12 protein-coding genes are annotated in these 14,927 nt (G+C 72.9%); 6 read left to right on the forward strand and 6 right to left on the reverse strand.

Features of this window, described 5'->3' with window-relative positions:
• The first annotated feature begins 202 nt into the window (after positions 1-202).
• Positions 203-1,366, forward strand: a complete 1,164-nt coding sequence (locus tag AC067A_RS31420) for a winged helix-turn-helix domain-containing protein (RefSeq protein WP_479246200.1) — start codon at positions 203-205, stop codon at positions 1,364-1,366.
• A 116-nt stretch (positions 1,367-1,482) separates the two neighbouring features.
• Here the strand turns inward: AC067A_RS31420 and AC067A_RS31425 are convergent, their stop codons facing one another.
• The 6 genes from AC067A_RS31425 to mtrA form a co-directional block, all read right to left on the reverse strand.
• On the reverse strand, positions 1,483-2,235 hold the full coding sequence (locus AC067A_RS31425) for a response regulator (RefSeq protein ID WP_479246202.1): 753 nt from the start codon (positions 2,233-2,235) through the stop codon (positions 1,483-1,485).
• Positions 2,236-2,449: 214 nt separating this feature from the next.
• Positions 2,450-3,130, reverse strand: a complete 681-nt coding sequence (gene hpf, locus AC067A_RS31430; protein WP_479246204.1) for a ribosome hibernation-promoting factor, HPF/YfiA family — start codon at positions 3,128-3,130, stop codon at positions 2,450-2,452.
• A gap of 296 nt (positions 3,131-3,426) precedes the next feature.
• Complete coding sequence (locus tag AC067A_RS31435) at positions 3,427-4,233, reverse strand: ComF family protein (RefSeq protein WP_479246206.1); 807 nt, start codon at positions 4,231-4,233, stop codon at positions 3,427-3,429.
• A 266-nt stretch (positions 4,234-4,499) separates the two neighbouring features.
• The gene (locus AC067A_RS31440) at positions 4,500-6,365 is read right to left on the reverse strand and encodes an LpqB family beta-propeller domain-containing protein (RefSeq protein WP_479246208.1); all 1,866 of its coding nucleotides are present in this window, start codon (positions 6,363-6,365) and stop codon (positions 4,500-4,502) included.
• Positions 6,355-8,373, reverse strand: coding sequence for an MtrAB system histidine kinase MtrB (gene mtrB, locus AC067A_RS31445; protein ID WP_479246210.1), 2,019 nt, complete (start codon positions 8,371-8,373; stop codon positions 6,355-6,357). The genes AC067A_RS31440 and mtrB overlap by 11 nt, the downstream gene beginning before the upstream one ends.
• Before the next feature lies 1 nt (position 8,374).
• Positions 8,375-9,052: a two-component system response regulator MtrA gene (gene mtrA / locus AC067A_RS31450; RefSeq protein WP_010356958.1), complete on the reverse strand. Its 678-nt coding sequence runs from the start codon at positions 9,050-9,052 to the stop codon at positions 8,375-8,377.
• A 331-nt stretch (positions 9,053-9,383) separates the two neighbouring features.
• Between mtrA and AC067A_RS31455 the strand changes: the two genes are divergently transcribed.
• From AC067A_RS31455 to AC067A_RS31475, 5 genes are read left to right on the forward strand one after another with little or no spacing between them, the layout of a single operon-like run.
• Positions 9,384-10,598, forward strand: a complete 1,215-nt coding sequence (locus AC067A_RS31455) for a DUF7847 domain-containing protein (protein ID WP_479246212.1) — start codon at positions 9,384-9,386, stop codon at positions 10,596-10,598.
• Between the two features lie 4 nt (positions 10,599-10,602).
• Positions 10,603-11,298 (forward strand): DUF4129 domain-containing protein, encoded by a 696-nt coding sequence (locus AC067A_RS31460; protein ID WP_479246214.1) that lies wholly within the window; start codon positions 10,603-10,605, stop codon positions 11,296-11,298.
• Complete coding sequence (locus tag AC067A_RS31465; RefSeq protein WP_479246216.1) at positions 11,295-12,497, forward strand: DUF4350 domain-containing protein; 1,203 nt, start codon at positions 11,295-11,297, stop codon at positions 12,495-12,497. The genes AC067A_RS31460 and AC067A_RS31465 overlap by 4 nt, the downstream gene beginning before the upstream one ends.
• Positions 12,494-13,477, forward strand: coding sequence for an AAA family ATPase (locus tag AC067A_RS31470; RefSeq protein ID WP_479246217.1), 984 nt, complete (start codon positions 12,494-12,496; stop codon positions 13,475-13,477). The genes AC067A_RS31465 and AC067A_RS31470 overlap by 4 nt, the downstream gene beginning before the upstream one ends.
• Positions 13,478-13,489: 12 nt before the next feature.
• Entirely contained in the window at positions 13,490-14,800 is a 1,311-nt protein-coding gene (locus AC067A_RS31475; RefSeq protein WP_479246218.1) for a DUF58 domain-containing protein, read from the forward strand.
• Positions 14,801-14,927 lie beyond the last annotated feature (127 nt).

Consider the following 14,927-nt stretch of genomic DNA (forward strand, 5'->3'; position numbering starts at 1 on the left):
GCGAGCCGGACGGGCCTTGCGGGGAACGCCCGGCCGGCACCGCGATCCGGACGGGGCCCTGCGGGGAACGCCCGACGGGCGCCTCGATCCTGACGGGGCTTTGCGGGGGGGGGTGTCCGGCGGACGCAGCGAGCCAGGCGGGGCCTGCGGGGGGCCCGCGGATCAGGGCCGGTTGTCAGTGCCGGGGCCTAGGGTGCGGTCCATGACGACTGCGCCGCCCCCCGCTGCCGAACTGTCCGCCGACGACGCCCGCCGGATCGCGCTGCGCGCCCAGGGATTCCTGGGCGCGCCCGACCGCAGGGCCGGGGTGCGCGGGGTCCTCCGGGCGCTCGGACAGGTGCAGCTCGACACCATCTCGGTGCTGGCCCGCTCCCACGAGCTCATTCCGTACGCGCGCCTGGGCGCCGTCGGCCGTACGACGGTCGAGGACGCGTACTGGACCGGGGCGCACGCCTTCGAGTACTGGTCGCACGCCGCCTGCGTGCTGCCGGTCGAGGAGTGGCCGCACTTCGCCTTCCGCAGGCGCGCCTACCGCGACCGCCCGCACTGGGGCCACGAGCTGTCCCCCGGGGCGTACGACAAGGTGATCGCCCAGCTGCGCGACCAGGGCCCGCTGACGGCGACGGAGCTGGGCGGCGCGAAGAACAAGGGCGAGTGGTGGGACTGGTCCGACGCCAAGATCGCCGTGGAGCGGGCGCTGATGTACGGCGAGGTCGTCGTCACGGAGCGGCGGAGCTGGAAGCGGGTGTACGACCTGGCGGAGCGGGCGATCCCGGCCCGGCTGCTGCACGACGACCTGGACGACACCGAGTGCGTGCGGCGCCTGGTGCGGCAGGCGGGCGAGGCGCTGGGCGTGGGCACCCGCGCCGACATCGCCGACTACCACCGGATCAAGGCCGAGCAGTTCGACGCGGTCGTGGAGGCCTCGGGTCTGGTGCCGGTGACGGTGGCCGGCTGGGGGAAGCCCGCCTGGGCCGATCCGGCGGCCCTGGCGACGGAGCCCCGCGGCCGCCACCGTACGACGCTGTTGTCGCCCTTCGACTCGCTGATCTGGGAGCGGCCCCGCACGGAGCGGATCTTCGGCTTCACGCACCGCCTGGAGGCGTACGTGCCGAAGCCGAAGCGCGTGCACGGCTACTTCGCGATGCCGGTCCTGGCCGGTGGCCGTCTCGTCGGCCGCGTCGACCCCGCCCGGGAGGGCCGCACGCTCGTCGCCCGCCAGATCACCCTCGACGGCCCGAAGGCCGTGCCCGCCGTCGCCCGCGCGCTGCGCGAGGCCGCCGAGTGGGTCGGCTGCGACTCCGTGTCCGTGGAGCGCCTCAACCACCCGGAACTGGCGCCCGAACTGGTCACCGCCCTCGGCTAGGGGCGTCTTGCCGGTCAGCCCCTGTCAGGGGCCCACGCGCCCGGCGTGATCGGCGAGGCACCTCCTGAATCCTCTCCGGCGGATCACGGCCGAGCCGCCTGATCCGCCGGACACCCCTAGCGGATCTCCAGGATCTTCTCCCGCATCGCGTACACCACGGCCTCCATCCGCGAGTGCAGCTGCAGCTTCTCCAGGATGTTCCGGACGTGGTTCTTCACCGTGTTCTCGGAGATGAACAGCTCCTTGGCGATGTCCCGGTTGTTCATCCCGGTCGCGACGAGCTTGAGGACCTCGAGCTCGCGGTCGGTGAGCCGGGGCGCGGGCACCAGCCGGCGCTCGTCGGTGCGCTGGATCATCGACTTGAACTCGGTGAGGAGCTTCGACGCCATCGACGGGCTGATCTGCGACTGCCCGTCCGCGACGGCGCGGATCGCCGTGGCGACCTCGTCGGTGGAGATCTCCTTGAGGAGGTAGCCGGTGGCTCCCGCCTTGATGGCGTCGTAGAGGTCGGCCTCCTCGTCGCTGATCGTCAGCATGATGATCTTCGCGCTGGGGGCCACCTCCTTGATGGAAGTGCAGGCCTCGATGCCGCCGCGGCGGGGCATCCGTACGTCCATCAGGACGATGTCGGGCAGCAGGTCGGCGGCCTTGTCGACGGCTTCCGCGCCGTCGCCGGCCTCTCCGACGACCTGGATGTCCTCCTCCTGCGCGAGGACGATCTCGAGTCCGCGGCGGAAGAGGGCATGGTCGTCCACGACAAGGACCCGGATCGGCTCCTTGCGGAATGCACCGCTGTCCGAATCCGATCCCTCCGAGACCCCAACACCGCGCTCACGCCCGCTGAGCACCGGCCCGAAGCTGTCCGCCATCGTTCCTCCCCCTGAAGGCCGTGGCCTGAATTCGTTTCCGGTCCTCCAACCGCTGCTCGGAGAGCACCGGTTGGCGTGCACGACATGATTTCATGCCCCGGCGGCCGCGGGGTGCTCCACGGGCACAAGGGGGTGCCCCTGGGAGGCACCATGCGCTCCAGGGGCACCGGGTGGGACATCTGAGGTGTGGGGGTGGTGCGGGGTCGGCGGCCGGTCAGCCGCCGAGTGCACCACCGGCGCCGCCGCCCTCGGCGAGCGGGTCGCTCTCCAGGTGGATGACGCCGTAGTCGTACGCGTGTCGCCGGTAGACGACGCTCGGCTGCTTGTTGTCGGAGTCGACGAAGAGGTAGAAGTCGTGGCCGACCAGCTCCATTTCGTAGAGCGCCTGGTCGAGCGTCATCGGGGCGGCCCGGTGGGTCTTCTCGCGGACCACGAGGGGCCCCTCGCCCTGGACTTCGATCGAGCCCATCATCGTGGTGGGCACCTTGTCGGGCTCGTCGACGGCCAGTTGGCCGTCACCGTTGAGCTTGGCGGCGCCGGGCACCACGTCCCCGACCTCCGCTGCCGACAGCCTGCCGTTGCCGCGACGGGTGTACCGCTTGTCGTGCTGCTTGCGCAGTCGTGCCTCGAGCTTGTCGCTCGCGAGGTCGAGCGCTGCGTACGGGTCGCCTGCCGCAGCTTCCGCCCGGATCACCGGGCCTCGGGAGTGGAGGGTGATCTCCACGCGGTCGGACCTGTCGGCCTGCCGCGGGTTGTGCTCCTTGGACACCTCGACGTCGAGGCTGATCACCTTGCCGTCGAGCTTCTGGATCTTCTCCAGCTTCAGCTTCTCGGCCACGTGCTTGCGGAACCGCTCAGGCACCTCGGTCTTGCGGCCCTTGACGACGATGTCCACGCAGAACTCCGTTCCCGGATCGCCCGGACCGGCTCCCTGGCCGCCGGGCATCTCCCTTTGCACCACACTCCGGCTGGATTAGCCGGAGTTCGGACTTGGCGACTTTCACCTCCTCCTCCCCAGTCGACAAGATCCCCACCCCATCGACAGAGGTTAATTCGCCCTGAACTCCTGTCCTGTAGGCGCAACCATGTATTCGGTGAGGCGATGGCGTTCGCCATTCCTCACAACCGAACATAGCTCCTTCGGACGGGTGTCGGCACCCGCTACCGCGACATACCTCCGATCGGATGCTTTCACCACTCACCACCTGCAACGATCCAAGTTCCCGGCGAGTTCCGGTTTATTCCGAACGAAGCGGGAGAGGATGCGATTACAGCCGCCACCCGCTGTTCGAATCCGTCCTGCGGTGAACCGGCCGGTAAACCGTGCGGTATTCCGTGAACGGTGAACGGAAGGTGTACGGCGGAGAGGGCGCGCGCCCCTTCCGCGAGCGACGCCCCGGTGGTCATCAGGTCGTCCACGAGGACCACCCGTCCCGCCGTCAGGAGCCGCGCGCCGCCCGGCACGACCTCCAGCGCCCCGGCCAGGTTCGCGAGCCGTGCCGCCGCTCCGAGCCCCGCCTGGTCGGCCACGTGCCGCCGCTGGCGCAGCACCGGAACGACCCGTGCCGCCCGTCCCGTCCGCCGCAGCGCGGCGGCCGCCGCGAGCGCGACGCGCCGCGTCGGATCGTGCCCACGTGCCCGTACGGAACGCCGGGAGGACGGCACCGGTACGAGGAGCAGCGGCGACGCTCCGAGGCCCTCTGGCACCCCGGCAGCGGCCTCCACGGCGGCGGCCAGGGCCGTGCCCAGGGGACGGGCCAGCGTGAGCGCCCCCCGCTCCTTGTGGGCGAGCAGCAGTTCCCGTACGGCGTCCGCGTACGGCGCGGCGGCATGGACCTCGGGCAGTCCGGCCGGCTCGGGCGACGGCCGCACCCGGCTCGGCCCCGTACCCCTCAGCGCGCCGGCGCACGACGAGCACAGCTCTGTCCCGGGGCTGCCGCAGCCTCCACAGGCGACCGGCAGCACCAGCCCGGCGATCTCCCGCCACCACCCCCGCATGGCTCCACTGTGCGCCTCTCGGCCCGCCCCGGCCACCCCTGTGGAAAACCCGCCCCCGGACCCGGCCGCCACGGCCGGCCGGCTCTCGGCGCACCCCGGCCACCCCTGCGGGAGCCGCCCCTTGGACCGGCTGCCACGGGCGGCTGCCCGGTACCTCACGAGCCCGCCGGAGCCGGACAGGGCCCGGGGCCTGTCCGGAAAACAGCGCCGTCTGCCCGGAGGGCCGGGCGTGACTTTCCGGACAGGCCCCTGGGGGGTCTCGTCGATCAGCCCGGATAGACCGGTGAGGTGCCCTTCTTGAGCACCGGCTGCCAGTTGGTCCCGGGCGCGAGCCGGACGATGCCGTCGTTGCCGGAGTCGGCGACGACGGACGACTTGTCGTTGTGCGGCGCGGCGACGGAAATGGCCCCGTCCAGTCCGGGCAGCACCGAGGTCGTCGAGGTCGAGCCGTCGGTCTGGAGGTACCGGATCTGCTGGACGCCGCCCGCTTCCCGGCCGACCACGACGAGCCGGCTCGGACCGGCCCAGGAGACGGCCGTGACCGACTCCATCCGGGGCGTGGCGGGCTGGAGGTCCAGGACGGAGACGACGGGCTCGTCGCCCGAGTTCTGCCGCTGGACCCGGCCGATCTGCAGGGTCGTGCGGTCGCCCCGGGTGACCACCAGCGCGATCCGGACGCCGTCCGCCGAGACCCGCAGGGACTCGATCCGGGCGTCGGCGTCCAGCCAGGGCGTGCGGACCTCGACGGGCTCGCCGGTGCCGTCCGGCACCATCCACAGGTGGGGCGCCGCGGGATCCCGGTCGGCGACCCACAGATCGCCCCGGCCGTCCCAGCTGGGCGCGGACAGCCGGTCCTCGGGCTTGGCGGCCTTGCTCCGGAGGATCGCGGCCGGCGTCTCCTGCTCCGTGGTGATCGAGGAGACGAACAGCTCGCGGCCGCCCGCGCCGACCCCGGCGGCCCGGGTCTCGCCCCGGTCGACGGCGACGGAGCCGAGCTGCAGGCCGGCCTTGCCGAGCGGCCCCGGCACCTCGGCCGGCGCGGCGGCCTCCTTGGCGCCGAGCATCAGCATCATCAGCTTGCCGTGCCCGTCGACGAAGTACGGGTTCTCCTCCCGGTCCGCGTTGCGGACCGCGGCGAACTCTGCGGCCTGCCCCTTGCCCAGCCGGCACAGCGACTGGCCGCCGGACCCGAGGAGCTCCACCTGCTCGACCCGCACGGACGTCAGGTCCCCGAGGGTGAACAGCAGTTGCGCGGCCATCCGCCGGCACGCGTCGCCGCCCACCCGGTCCGCCTTGGCGTTGAGCGGCACCCGCAGCGTGGACTGGTCGTCCGGGGTCAGCGTGGTGACGCCCTCCTTCAGCTCCGTACCGGAGAGGAACGACGAGTCGACGGCGGGCTTCAGCCAGTTCGTCGGGCCTTCGAGGAGCGCCTTGACCGTCTGCGTCACCGGATCCATCCGGGTGACGGGGTCCTGCCGCTGCCGGATGTAGACGGGGTCGGCGACGACCCAGTCCTCCCCGGACGCGAAGTAGTACTTGTTGACCGAACGGTAGTTGCGCAGGAAGTCGGCCTCGCCGAGCACCAGGCCGGGCGGGAGGCTGTCGATGCGCCACTCCTTGCCCTTGCCGTTCGCCGTCGGCTGCTGCACGACGTGGATCGACTGCACGTACTCGGCCGGACTGACCGGCTGGTAGGCGTGCCGGGCGTCCACGGTCGCGATCCTGCGGCCGGAGAGCGGGTAGGCACGGCCCTGGTTCTCGGGGTCGGCGTTGCGGTCGGCCTGCTCGCGGTCGGGCGCGGTGGTGAGCACGGTGATGCTCTGCTCCGGCTTCCAGCTCCGCGCGGCGTCGTTCGTCAGGTACTTGCGGGCGGTGGCGAACCCTGGGTCGTCACTCGTCATCGCCTCCAGGAAGCCGTCGACGATCTCGTCCGGCTCCGCGTTGTCGCGCGGTGCGACGGCGTAGACCCGCACCTGCGAGTCGCCGGGGTTGGCCCCCTTGACCGCCTGGACGTCACCGCTGTCGGGCATCGTCGCGCAGGCGGTCATCAGGAGACCGCCGCACGCGGCCAGCACCGCTCCGCGTGTCGCCCTGCCCCGCCCCGCGTGCTCCGCTCGGGAGTCAGCGCCCACGTGTCCCGTCCTCCCGCTCCGCGTTCCCGTTCCCACCGGCCCCCGCCGTACTCGTCTCGCCGCCGTCGGTCTCCGTCGCCGCGCGCGCCACGACCCGGGCGCCGCTGCCGGGCAGGGCCGTCGGGTCGACGGTCGCCCGCGACGGCGCGGGCAGCCTCGGCGGCACGGGGAGCGAGGGCCGCTCCCCGGCGGGCTGCGCGGGCACCGCCACCCGGCGCGCGGCTTCCTGGGCGTGCCCCGCGGCCGCCTGCTCGCGGTTGCGCCGCGAGTCCTCGGGCTCCAGCGGGATCGGGGAGCCCCGCAGCGGCTCGTCCGCGGTACGCGGCAGGGTGAGCCGGAACTGCGAACCGCCGCCCGCCTCGCCCCAGGCCTGGAGCCAGCCGCCGTGCAGCCGGGCGTCCTCGACGGCGATCGACAGGCCCAGGCCCGTACCGCCGGTGGTGCGCGCGCGGGCCGGGTCGGCCCGCCAGAAGCGGTTGAAGACCCGGGTCGCCTCGCCCGGCTTGAGTCCGACGCCGTAGTCGCGGACGGCGACGGCGACGGCTCCGCCCGCGGCGGCCAGCTTCACCACCACGTCCCGGCCCTCGCCGTGCTCGACGGCGTTGACGACGAGGTTGCGCAGCACCCGCTCGACCCGGCGCGCGTCCGCCTCGGCCACCACGGGCTGCTGGTCGCCGACGACCACGATCCGGGTGCCCTTGCGCTCGGCGAGGGGTTCCGCGCCGCCGATGACCCGGCGGACGACCTGGCGCAGGTCTATCGGCTCGGCCTCCAGGGCCGCCGCTCCCGCGTCGAAGCGGCTGATCTCCAGGAGGTCGGAGAGCAGCGACTCGAAGCGGTCGAGCTGATCGCCGAGGAGCTCAGCGGAACGCGCGGTCACCGGGTCGAAGTCGACCCGGGCCTCGTGAATGACGTCGGCGGCCATCCGGACCGTGGTCAGCGGGGTGCGCAGCTCGTGCGACACGTCCGACACGAAGCGCCGCTGCATCCGCGACAGCTCCTCCAGCTGCTGGATCTTCAGCTGGAGGCTCTGGGCCATCTTGTTGAAGGCCTCGCCGAGGCGCGCGATGTCGTCCTCGCCGGTGACCTTCATCCGCTCCTGGAGGCGGCCGGCGGAGAGCCGCTCGGCGATCCCCGCGGCCATCCGGACGGGCGTGACGACCTGGCGCACCATGAGCCAGGCGATGGCGCCGAGCAGGACGACGACGAACAGGCCGGCGGTCGCGAGCGTGCCCTTGACCAGGGTGAGGGAGTCCTCCTCCTGTGTGAGCGGGAAGAGGTAGTACAGCTCGTACGGCTTGCCCTCGGAGTCGTTCAGCCGCTTGCCGATGACGAGCCCGCGCTCGGACGCCTTGCCGTTGGTGTAGTGGATCCGGGTGGACTGCTGGAAGGTGTCGGTGCCCTGGGCCACCGAGTGCCGCAGTTCCGCGGGAATGCTCGTGGTCGGGTCGACCTCGCCGGAGGCGCGGACACCGCGGCTGGCGGCCTCGCCGGTGTCGAGGGAGAGCGCGACCACGTTGAAGGCGCTCTGACCGCCACTGGCGAGCTGCTCGACGAGCGTGGAGCGCCAGTTCACGGACGCGCCCGCCCGTACACCCTCCTGCTGGCCGGGGCCCGAGGGGGTCGTCGCGGCCCGGTCCTGCGCGGCGGAGAAGCCGCCGGCGGCCTGGCTCTGCGCGGCCTTCTCCTTGGCGTCGAACAGGCCGTTGCGGACCTGTCCGATCACGACGATGCCGAGCAGCAGCACCACGCCGAGCGACATCAGCAGGGTGCCCGCCACGACCCGCAGCTGGAGGTTCCGCCGCCACAGGCGTACGGCGGGCAGCAGGGGCCGGCGCACCCAGCGGACGAAGAGCCGGAAGACGGTTCCTCCCGGCGCCCCGTCCTGGAGGAGCCGTCCGCCGCGTGGCAGACGGCCGGAACGCGAGCCCCCCCGCCCCGGTCCGGCAGTCCGCCCCGTACGGACTCCCGGGTCCCCGGGCTTCGGAGCAGTACTGCCTGCAGTCATGTCAGCTCGGTCCCGCCTTGTAACCGACGCCCCGGACGGTCACCACGATCTCCGGCCGCTCCGGGTCCTTCTCGACCTTCGAGCGCAGCCGCTGGACGTGCACGTTCACCAGCCGGGTGTCGGCCGCGTGCCGGTATCCCCAGACCTGCTCCAGCAGGACCTCACGGGTGAAGACCTGCCACGGCTTGCGCGCCAGCGCGACGAGCAGGTCGAACTCGAGCGGGGTCAGCGCGATGGACTGCCCGTCCCGCTTCACGGAGTGCCCGGCCACGTCGATGACCAGGTCACCGATGGTCAGCTGCTCCGGCGCCGGCTCCTCGGACCTCCGCAGCCGCGCCCGGATACGGGCGACGAGCTCCTTCGGCTTGAACGGCTTCACGATGTAGTCGTCGGCCCCGGACTCCAGGCCCACCACCACGTCCACCGTGTCGCTCTTGGCCGTGAGCATCACGATCGGCACACCCGACTCGGCCCTGATGAGCCGGCACACCTCGATGCCGTCCCGTCCGGGCAACATCAGGTCGAGCAGCACCAGGTCAGGCTTGGCCTCCCGGAATGCGGCAAGCGCCTTGTCACCGTCCGCGACGAACGACGGCTCGAACCCTTCACCCCGCAGCACGATGCCGAGCATCTCGGCCAGTGCGGTGTCGTCGTCGACGACAAGAACGCGTCCCTTCATATCGACATCATCCCATTAGCCAATCGTTACCTGTCGTGACCTGCCCCACAGTGCCTCCCCCAGCTCGGGTCGCGATCTCGACGACCACACCCCGCTCGGCCCGCTACCGCACGGATCGTGCGGCCTGATCGGGCATCCGCACAGTGTGCCGCCTACCGCTCCCACAATGAAGGTCCGGATGAAGGTACGAACGAGTCGGCGGCCCCGGCCCACGCGCGGGCCCCGCGTGGCACGATGGCACCCGGCCCGCCGCCGCGTCAGGTGTCGGCCGCCGTGACCGAGCCGGTTTCGCCGATCCGGCACCGCGACCATTCCTCCGAGGTGGACGACCGTGAACGACACTCCGGGCTGGACCTCGCCCGGATCCGCCCCCTCCGACGACCAGGACGGCTCCGGCGTTCCCCGCCCCACCGCCCCGGCCGACGCGAACGGCTCCGCCCCCCAGTGGTCGAAGGACCAGCCGCCCGCCGGCCAGTGGTCCCCGCCCACCGGACAGACGCCGCCTCCCGGCCCGGGCGGGAACCGGGGGGCTCCGCCCTCCCCCGTGAACTGGGGCAGGCCCCCGGCCGCGAAGCCCGGCGTCATCCCGCTGCGCCCGCTCGGCATGGGCGAGATCCTCGACGGCGCGGCGAAGACCCTCCGCGCCTACTGGCGCACGGTGCTGACCATCACGGTCACGGTCGCGGTGATCTCCCAGACCGTCGACATCCTGGCCCAGCGGTATCTCGTCCCGGCGCCGCCGAAGCTCAGCCCGGACGCCACGCCCGCCGAGGAGATCCAGCAGGCCCTCGACTCGTTCCAGTCCTCCCTGATCGGCCTGGCCCCCTCCCTGCTGGTCACGCTCATGGCCTCCACGGTCAGCGCGGCCCTGCTGACCGTCGTCATCAGCCGTGCCGTCATCGGCCGCCCGGTCTCCCTGGGCTCCGCCTGGCAGGAGGCCCGGCCCCGCCTGCTCCAGCTGCTCGGACTGACCCTGTTCCTGGCCGTGCTGGGCGCGGCCGTCGTCTTCGTCGGCCTCCTCCCGGGGCTCCTGATCGGCGGCGCTCCCGGCGTGGCCCTCGCCGCCCTCGGTGGCCTCGGCGCCCTGGCGGCAGCCGTCTGGCTGGTGATCCGCTTCAGCCTCGCGTCCCCCGCCCTGATGCTCGAGCGCCAGGGTGTGATCCGGTCCCTGAAGCGCTCGGCCAAGCTGGTGCAGGGCTCGTGGTGGCGGATCTTCGGGATCATGCTCCTCACCCAGCTGCTGGTCTTCCTCTTCGCGATGATCATCGCGATCCCGTTCACCATCGTCGGCATCGCGATCGACGGCGACGGCTTCAGCGGCCTCCTCTCCGGCTCCACCACCGACTTCGGCTGGCCGTTCCTGATCGTCACCGGCATCGGCGGCGTGATCATCAGCGCGGTGACCTACCCGATCTCCGCCGGCGTGATCGTCCTGCTCTACGTCGACCAGCGCATCCGCCGTGAAGCCCTGGACCTCGACCTGGCCAGGGCCGCGGGGCTCCCCGGCTACGCCACCACCCCCGGCGACCGGGCCGTCGGGGGCTGATGCGGTGACGGTCACGGGGGGAACGACCGCTGCAGCACCCACACAGCTGCTCGCCGACGGCGACGTACCGGTGGACATCTCCCGCGTCCCCGCCCGCGAGGCGGCGGAGCGGGAGCTGTCCGACCCGATGTACCACCAGAACGATCCGAGCCTCCTCCAGCGCGGCCTGGACCGCTTCTGGGAGTGGCTCGACGAACTGTTCGGCGCCGCCTCGGAGGCCACCCCGGGCGGCGTCATCGGCCTTGTCGTCATCGTCGTGGTCGTGAGCGCCCTCGTCGCCGCCCTCTGGTGGCGCCTGGGCACCCCGCACCGGGCCCCCGGCACCACCGGTGACTCCCTCTTCGCCGACGGCCCCCGCACCGCCCGGGACCACCGTTCCGCCGCCGCCCGCCACGCCTCCGCCGGCCGCTGGAACGAAGCCGTCAAGGAACGGATGCGGGCTATCGTCCGCTCCCTCGAGGAGCGCACCCTGCTCGATCCCCGCCCCGGCCGCACCGCCGACGAGGCCGCCGCCGAAGCCGGCCGCTCCCTGCCGTCCCACGCGGACGACCTGCGCCTCGCTGCCCGCGCCTTCGACGACGTCACATACGGCGGCCGCACGGCCGACGAGGCCGCGTACCGCCGTGTCGAGCAGCTGGACACCGCCCTGGAGCGGACCCGCCCCACCCTCGACACCGCCTCGGCGGGGACTCCCGCATGAGCCGCCCCGCGACCGCCTCGACGTCGACCGCCCCCTCCGCCCGCCGCGTCTGGACCCGTGTCCGGGGCGCGGCCCTCGTCGTCGCCCTCGTCCTGATCGGCGGCGTCGCCCTCGCGACGGTGCGCTCCACCGACGCCCACGGCGCCCTCGACCCCCGATCCGCCGACCCCTCCGGCAGCCGGGCCCTCGCCGAACTCCTCAAGGACCGCGACGTGGCGATCACCCTCGCCACCACCCTCGACGAGGCCACCTCCGCGACCGGTCCCGACTCGACCCTCCTGGTCACCAGCCCCGACCTGCTGACGGAGACCCAGCAGGCCACCCTCCGATCGACGATGGCCCGCTCCACCGGCCGCACCGTCCTCGTCGGCGCCGGCACCGCCTCGCTCGACACCCTGGCCCCCGAGGTCACCAGCGCGTCCAGCACCCCCGTGCGGAACCTCGTCCCCTCCTGCACCCTTCCCGCCGCCGACCGCGCCGGAAGCGTCGACCTCGGCGGCGAGCGCTACCTCACCGACCCCGGCACCACCGCCGACGCCTGCTACCCCTCCGGCGGCCTGCCGACCCTGGTCCGCCTCCCCGGCCCCGGCACCACCGACACCGTCCTCCTCGGCTCGCCCGACATCCTCTCCAACGACCGCCTCGACCAGCAGGGCAACGCCTCGCTCGCCCTGCAACTCCTCGGCTCCCGACCCCATCTCGTCTGGTACCTCCCCTCTCTCGCCGACGCCTCGGCCCCCACCGACGACTCCGCCGGCGACACCACGGACAACTTCCTCTCGCTGATCCCCTCCGGCTGGCTGTGGGGCACCCTCCAGCTCGCAGTCGCGGCCCTGCTCGCCGCCCTCTGGCGCGGCCGCCGCCTCGGCCCCCTGGTCACCGAACGACTCCCGGTCGCCCTCCGCGCCTCCGAGGCCACCGAGGGCCGCGCCCGCCTCTACCGCAAGGCCGACGCCCGGGACCGCGCCGCCTCCGTCCTGCGCACCGCGACCCGCACCCGCCTCGCACCCCTGCTCGGCGTCGCCGCCCAGGACGCCCACTCCCCCGAGCGCCTCCTCCCCGCACTCTCCTCCCGTCTCCCCGGCACCACCACGGACCCCCGGGACCTCCTCTTCGGCCCGGCTCCCGCCGACGACGCCACCCTCATCCGCCTGGCGGACCAACTCGACGCCCTCGAAAGAGAGGTACGCACCTCATGAGCGCCCCGACCCCCGAGACCGTGACGACCTCGGACAGCGCCCGCGCCTCACTGGAGGCCCTGCGCACCGAGATCGCGAAGGCCGTGGTCGGCCAGGACCCCGCCGTCACCGGTCTCGTCGTCGCCCTGCTCTGCAGGGGACACGTCCTCCTCGAAGGAGTCCCCGGTGTCGCCAAGACCCTGCTGGTCCGCTCACTCGCCAGTGCACTCGAACTCGACACCAAGCGCGTCCAGTTCACTCCCGACCTGATGCCCAGCGATGTCACCGGCTCCCTGGTCTACGACACCCGGACCTCGGAGTTCTCCTTCCAGCCCGGCCCGGTCTTCACCAACCTGCTGCTCGCCGACGAGATCAACCGCACGCCCCCGAAGACCCAGTCCTCCCTCCTGGAGGCGATGGAGGAACGCCAGGTCACCGTCGACGGCACCCCCCGCCTCCTCCCCGAACCGTTCCTGGTCGCAGCGACCCAGAACCCCGTCGAGTACGAGGGCACCTACCCCCTCCCCGAGGCCCAACTGGACCGGTTCCTCCTCAAGCTGACGGTGCCTCTGCCCTCACGCGCGGACGAGATCCAGGTCCTCACCCGTCACGCCGAGGGCTTCGACCCCCGCGACCTGAAGGCCGCGGGCGTCCGCCCCGTCGCCGGCCCCGCCGAGCTCGAAGCGGCCCGTGCCGCCGTCGCCAAGGTCTCGGTCTCCGCCGAGATCGCCGGCTATGTCGTCGATATCTGTCGTGCCACGCGCGAATCCCCCTCGCTCACGCTCGGGGTCTCCCCCCGAGGCGCCACCGCCCTGCTCTCCACCGCCCGCGCCTGGGCCTGGCTCACCGGCCGGGACTACGTCACCCCGGACGACGTGAAGGCCCTCGCTCTCCCCACCCTGCGTCATCGCCTCCACCTGCGGCCCGAGGCCGAGATGGAGGGGGTCACCCCCGACTCCGTCATCAACTCGATCCTCGCCCACGTCCCCGTCCCCCGCTGAGAACGGCGCCCCATGGCCCTCACCGGACGAACCGCGCTGCTCGCGGCCCTCGGATCGCTCCCCGTCGGCATCCTCGCCCCCAGCTGGACGGGGATGCTCGCGGTGAACGCGCCTCTCTCACTAGCAATTCTGTGCGACTACGCCCTGGCCGCGCCAGTACGAAAGCTGCAATTCACCCGAAGTGGTGATACATCCGTTCGACTCGGTGACGCGGCGGAGGTCCACCTCGCCGTCACCAACCCGTCCGGCCGGCCTCTCCGTGCCCAGCTCCGCGACGCCTGGCCGCCCAGCAGCTGGCTCCCGGGCACCGAGCACACCGCGTCCCGCCGGAAACTGAAGGTCCCCGCCGGCGAGCGCCGCCGCCTCACCACGCGCCTCCAACCCACGCGCCGCGGCGACCGCCAGGCCGCGCGGATCACCATCCGCTCGTACGGCCCCCTCGGCCTCGCCGCCCGCCAGGGCAACCACGAGGTCCCCTGGACCGTCCGCGTCCTGCCCCCCTTCACCAGCCGCAAGCACCTGCCGTCGCGCCTGGCCAGGCTCCGCGAACTCGACGGCCGCACCAGCGTCCTGATCCGCGGCGAGGGCACGGAGTTCGACAGTCTCCGCGAGTACGTCCCCGGCGACGACACCCGCTCGATCGACTGGAGGGCAACGGCCCGCCAGTCGACGGTCGCCGTCCGCACCTGGCGTCCCGAACGCGACCGCCACGTCCTGATCGTCCTCGACACCGGCCGCACCTCCGCCGGCCGCGTCGGCGACATCCCCCGCCTCGACGCCTCCATGGACGCGGCCCTGCTCCTCACCGCGCTCGCCTCCCGCGCGGGTGACCGCGTGGACCTCCTCGCCTACGACCGCCGCCTCCGCGCCCAGGTCCAGGGCCGCTCCGCCGGCGACGTCCTCCCGGCCGTCGTCAACGCCCTCGCCCCACTCGAACCCGAGTTGGTCGAGACGGACGCCCGCGGCCTCGCCGCGACCGCTCTCGCGCGCGCCCCACGCCGCTCCCTCGTCGTCCTGCTGACCAGCCTCGACGCGGCTCCCATCGAGGAGGGCCTGCTGCCGGTCCTGCCTCAGCTCACCCAGCGCCACACGGTCCTGGTGGCCTCCGTCGCCGATCCCCACATCGCCCGCATGGCGGCGACCCGCGGCTCTCTCGACGGCGTCTACGAGGCCGCCGCGGCCACCCAGACCCACTCCCAGCGCTCCCGCACCGCCGACCACCTGCGCCGCCACGGCGTGACGGTCGTCGATGCCACGCCCGAGAGCCTCGCCCCCGCCCTGGCCGACGCCTACCTCGCCCTGAAAGCGGCTGGCCGCCTCTGAACGCCCCACCCCGGATCCCTCCCGAAGGGATTGGGTCCGGAACGCAGAAAAGCCCCGCACCAGAAGGTGCGGGGCTTTCCCACAATGATTGTTCGGCGGTGTCCTACTCTCCCACAGGGTCCCCCCT

The organism is Streptomyces sp. NPDC043176 (assembly GCF_056436715.1).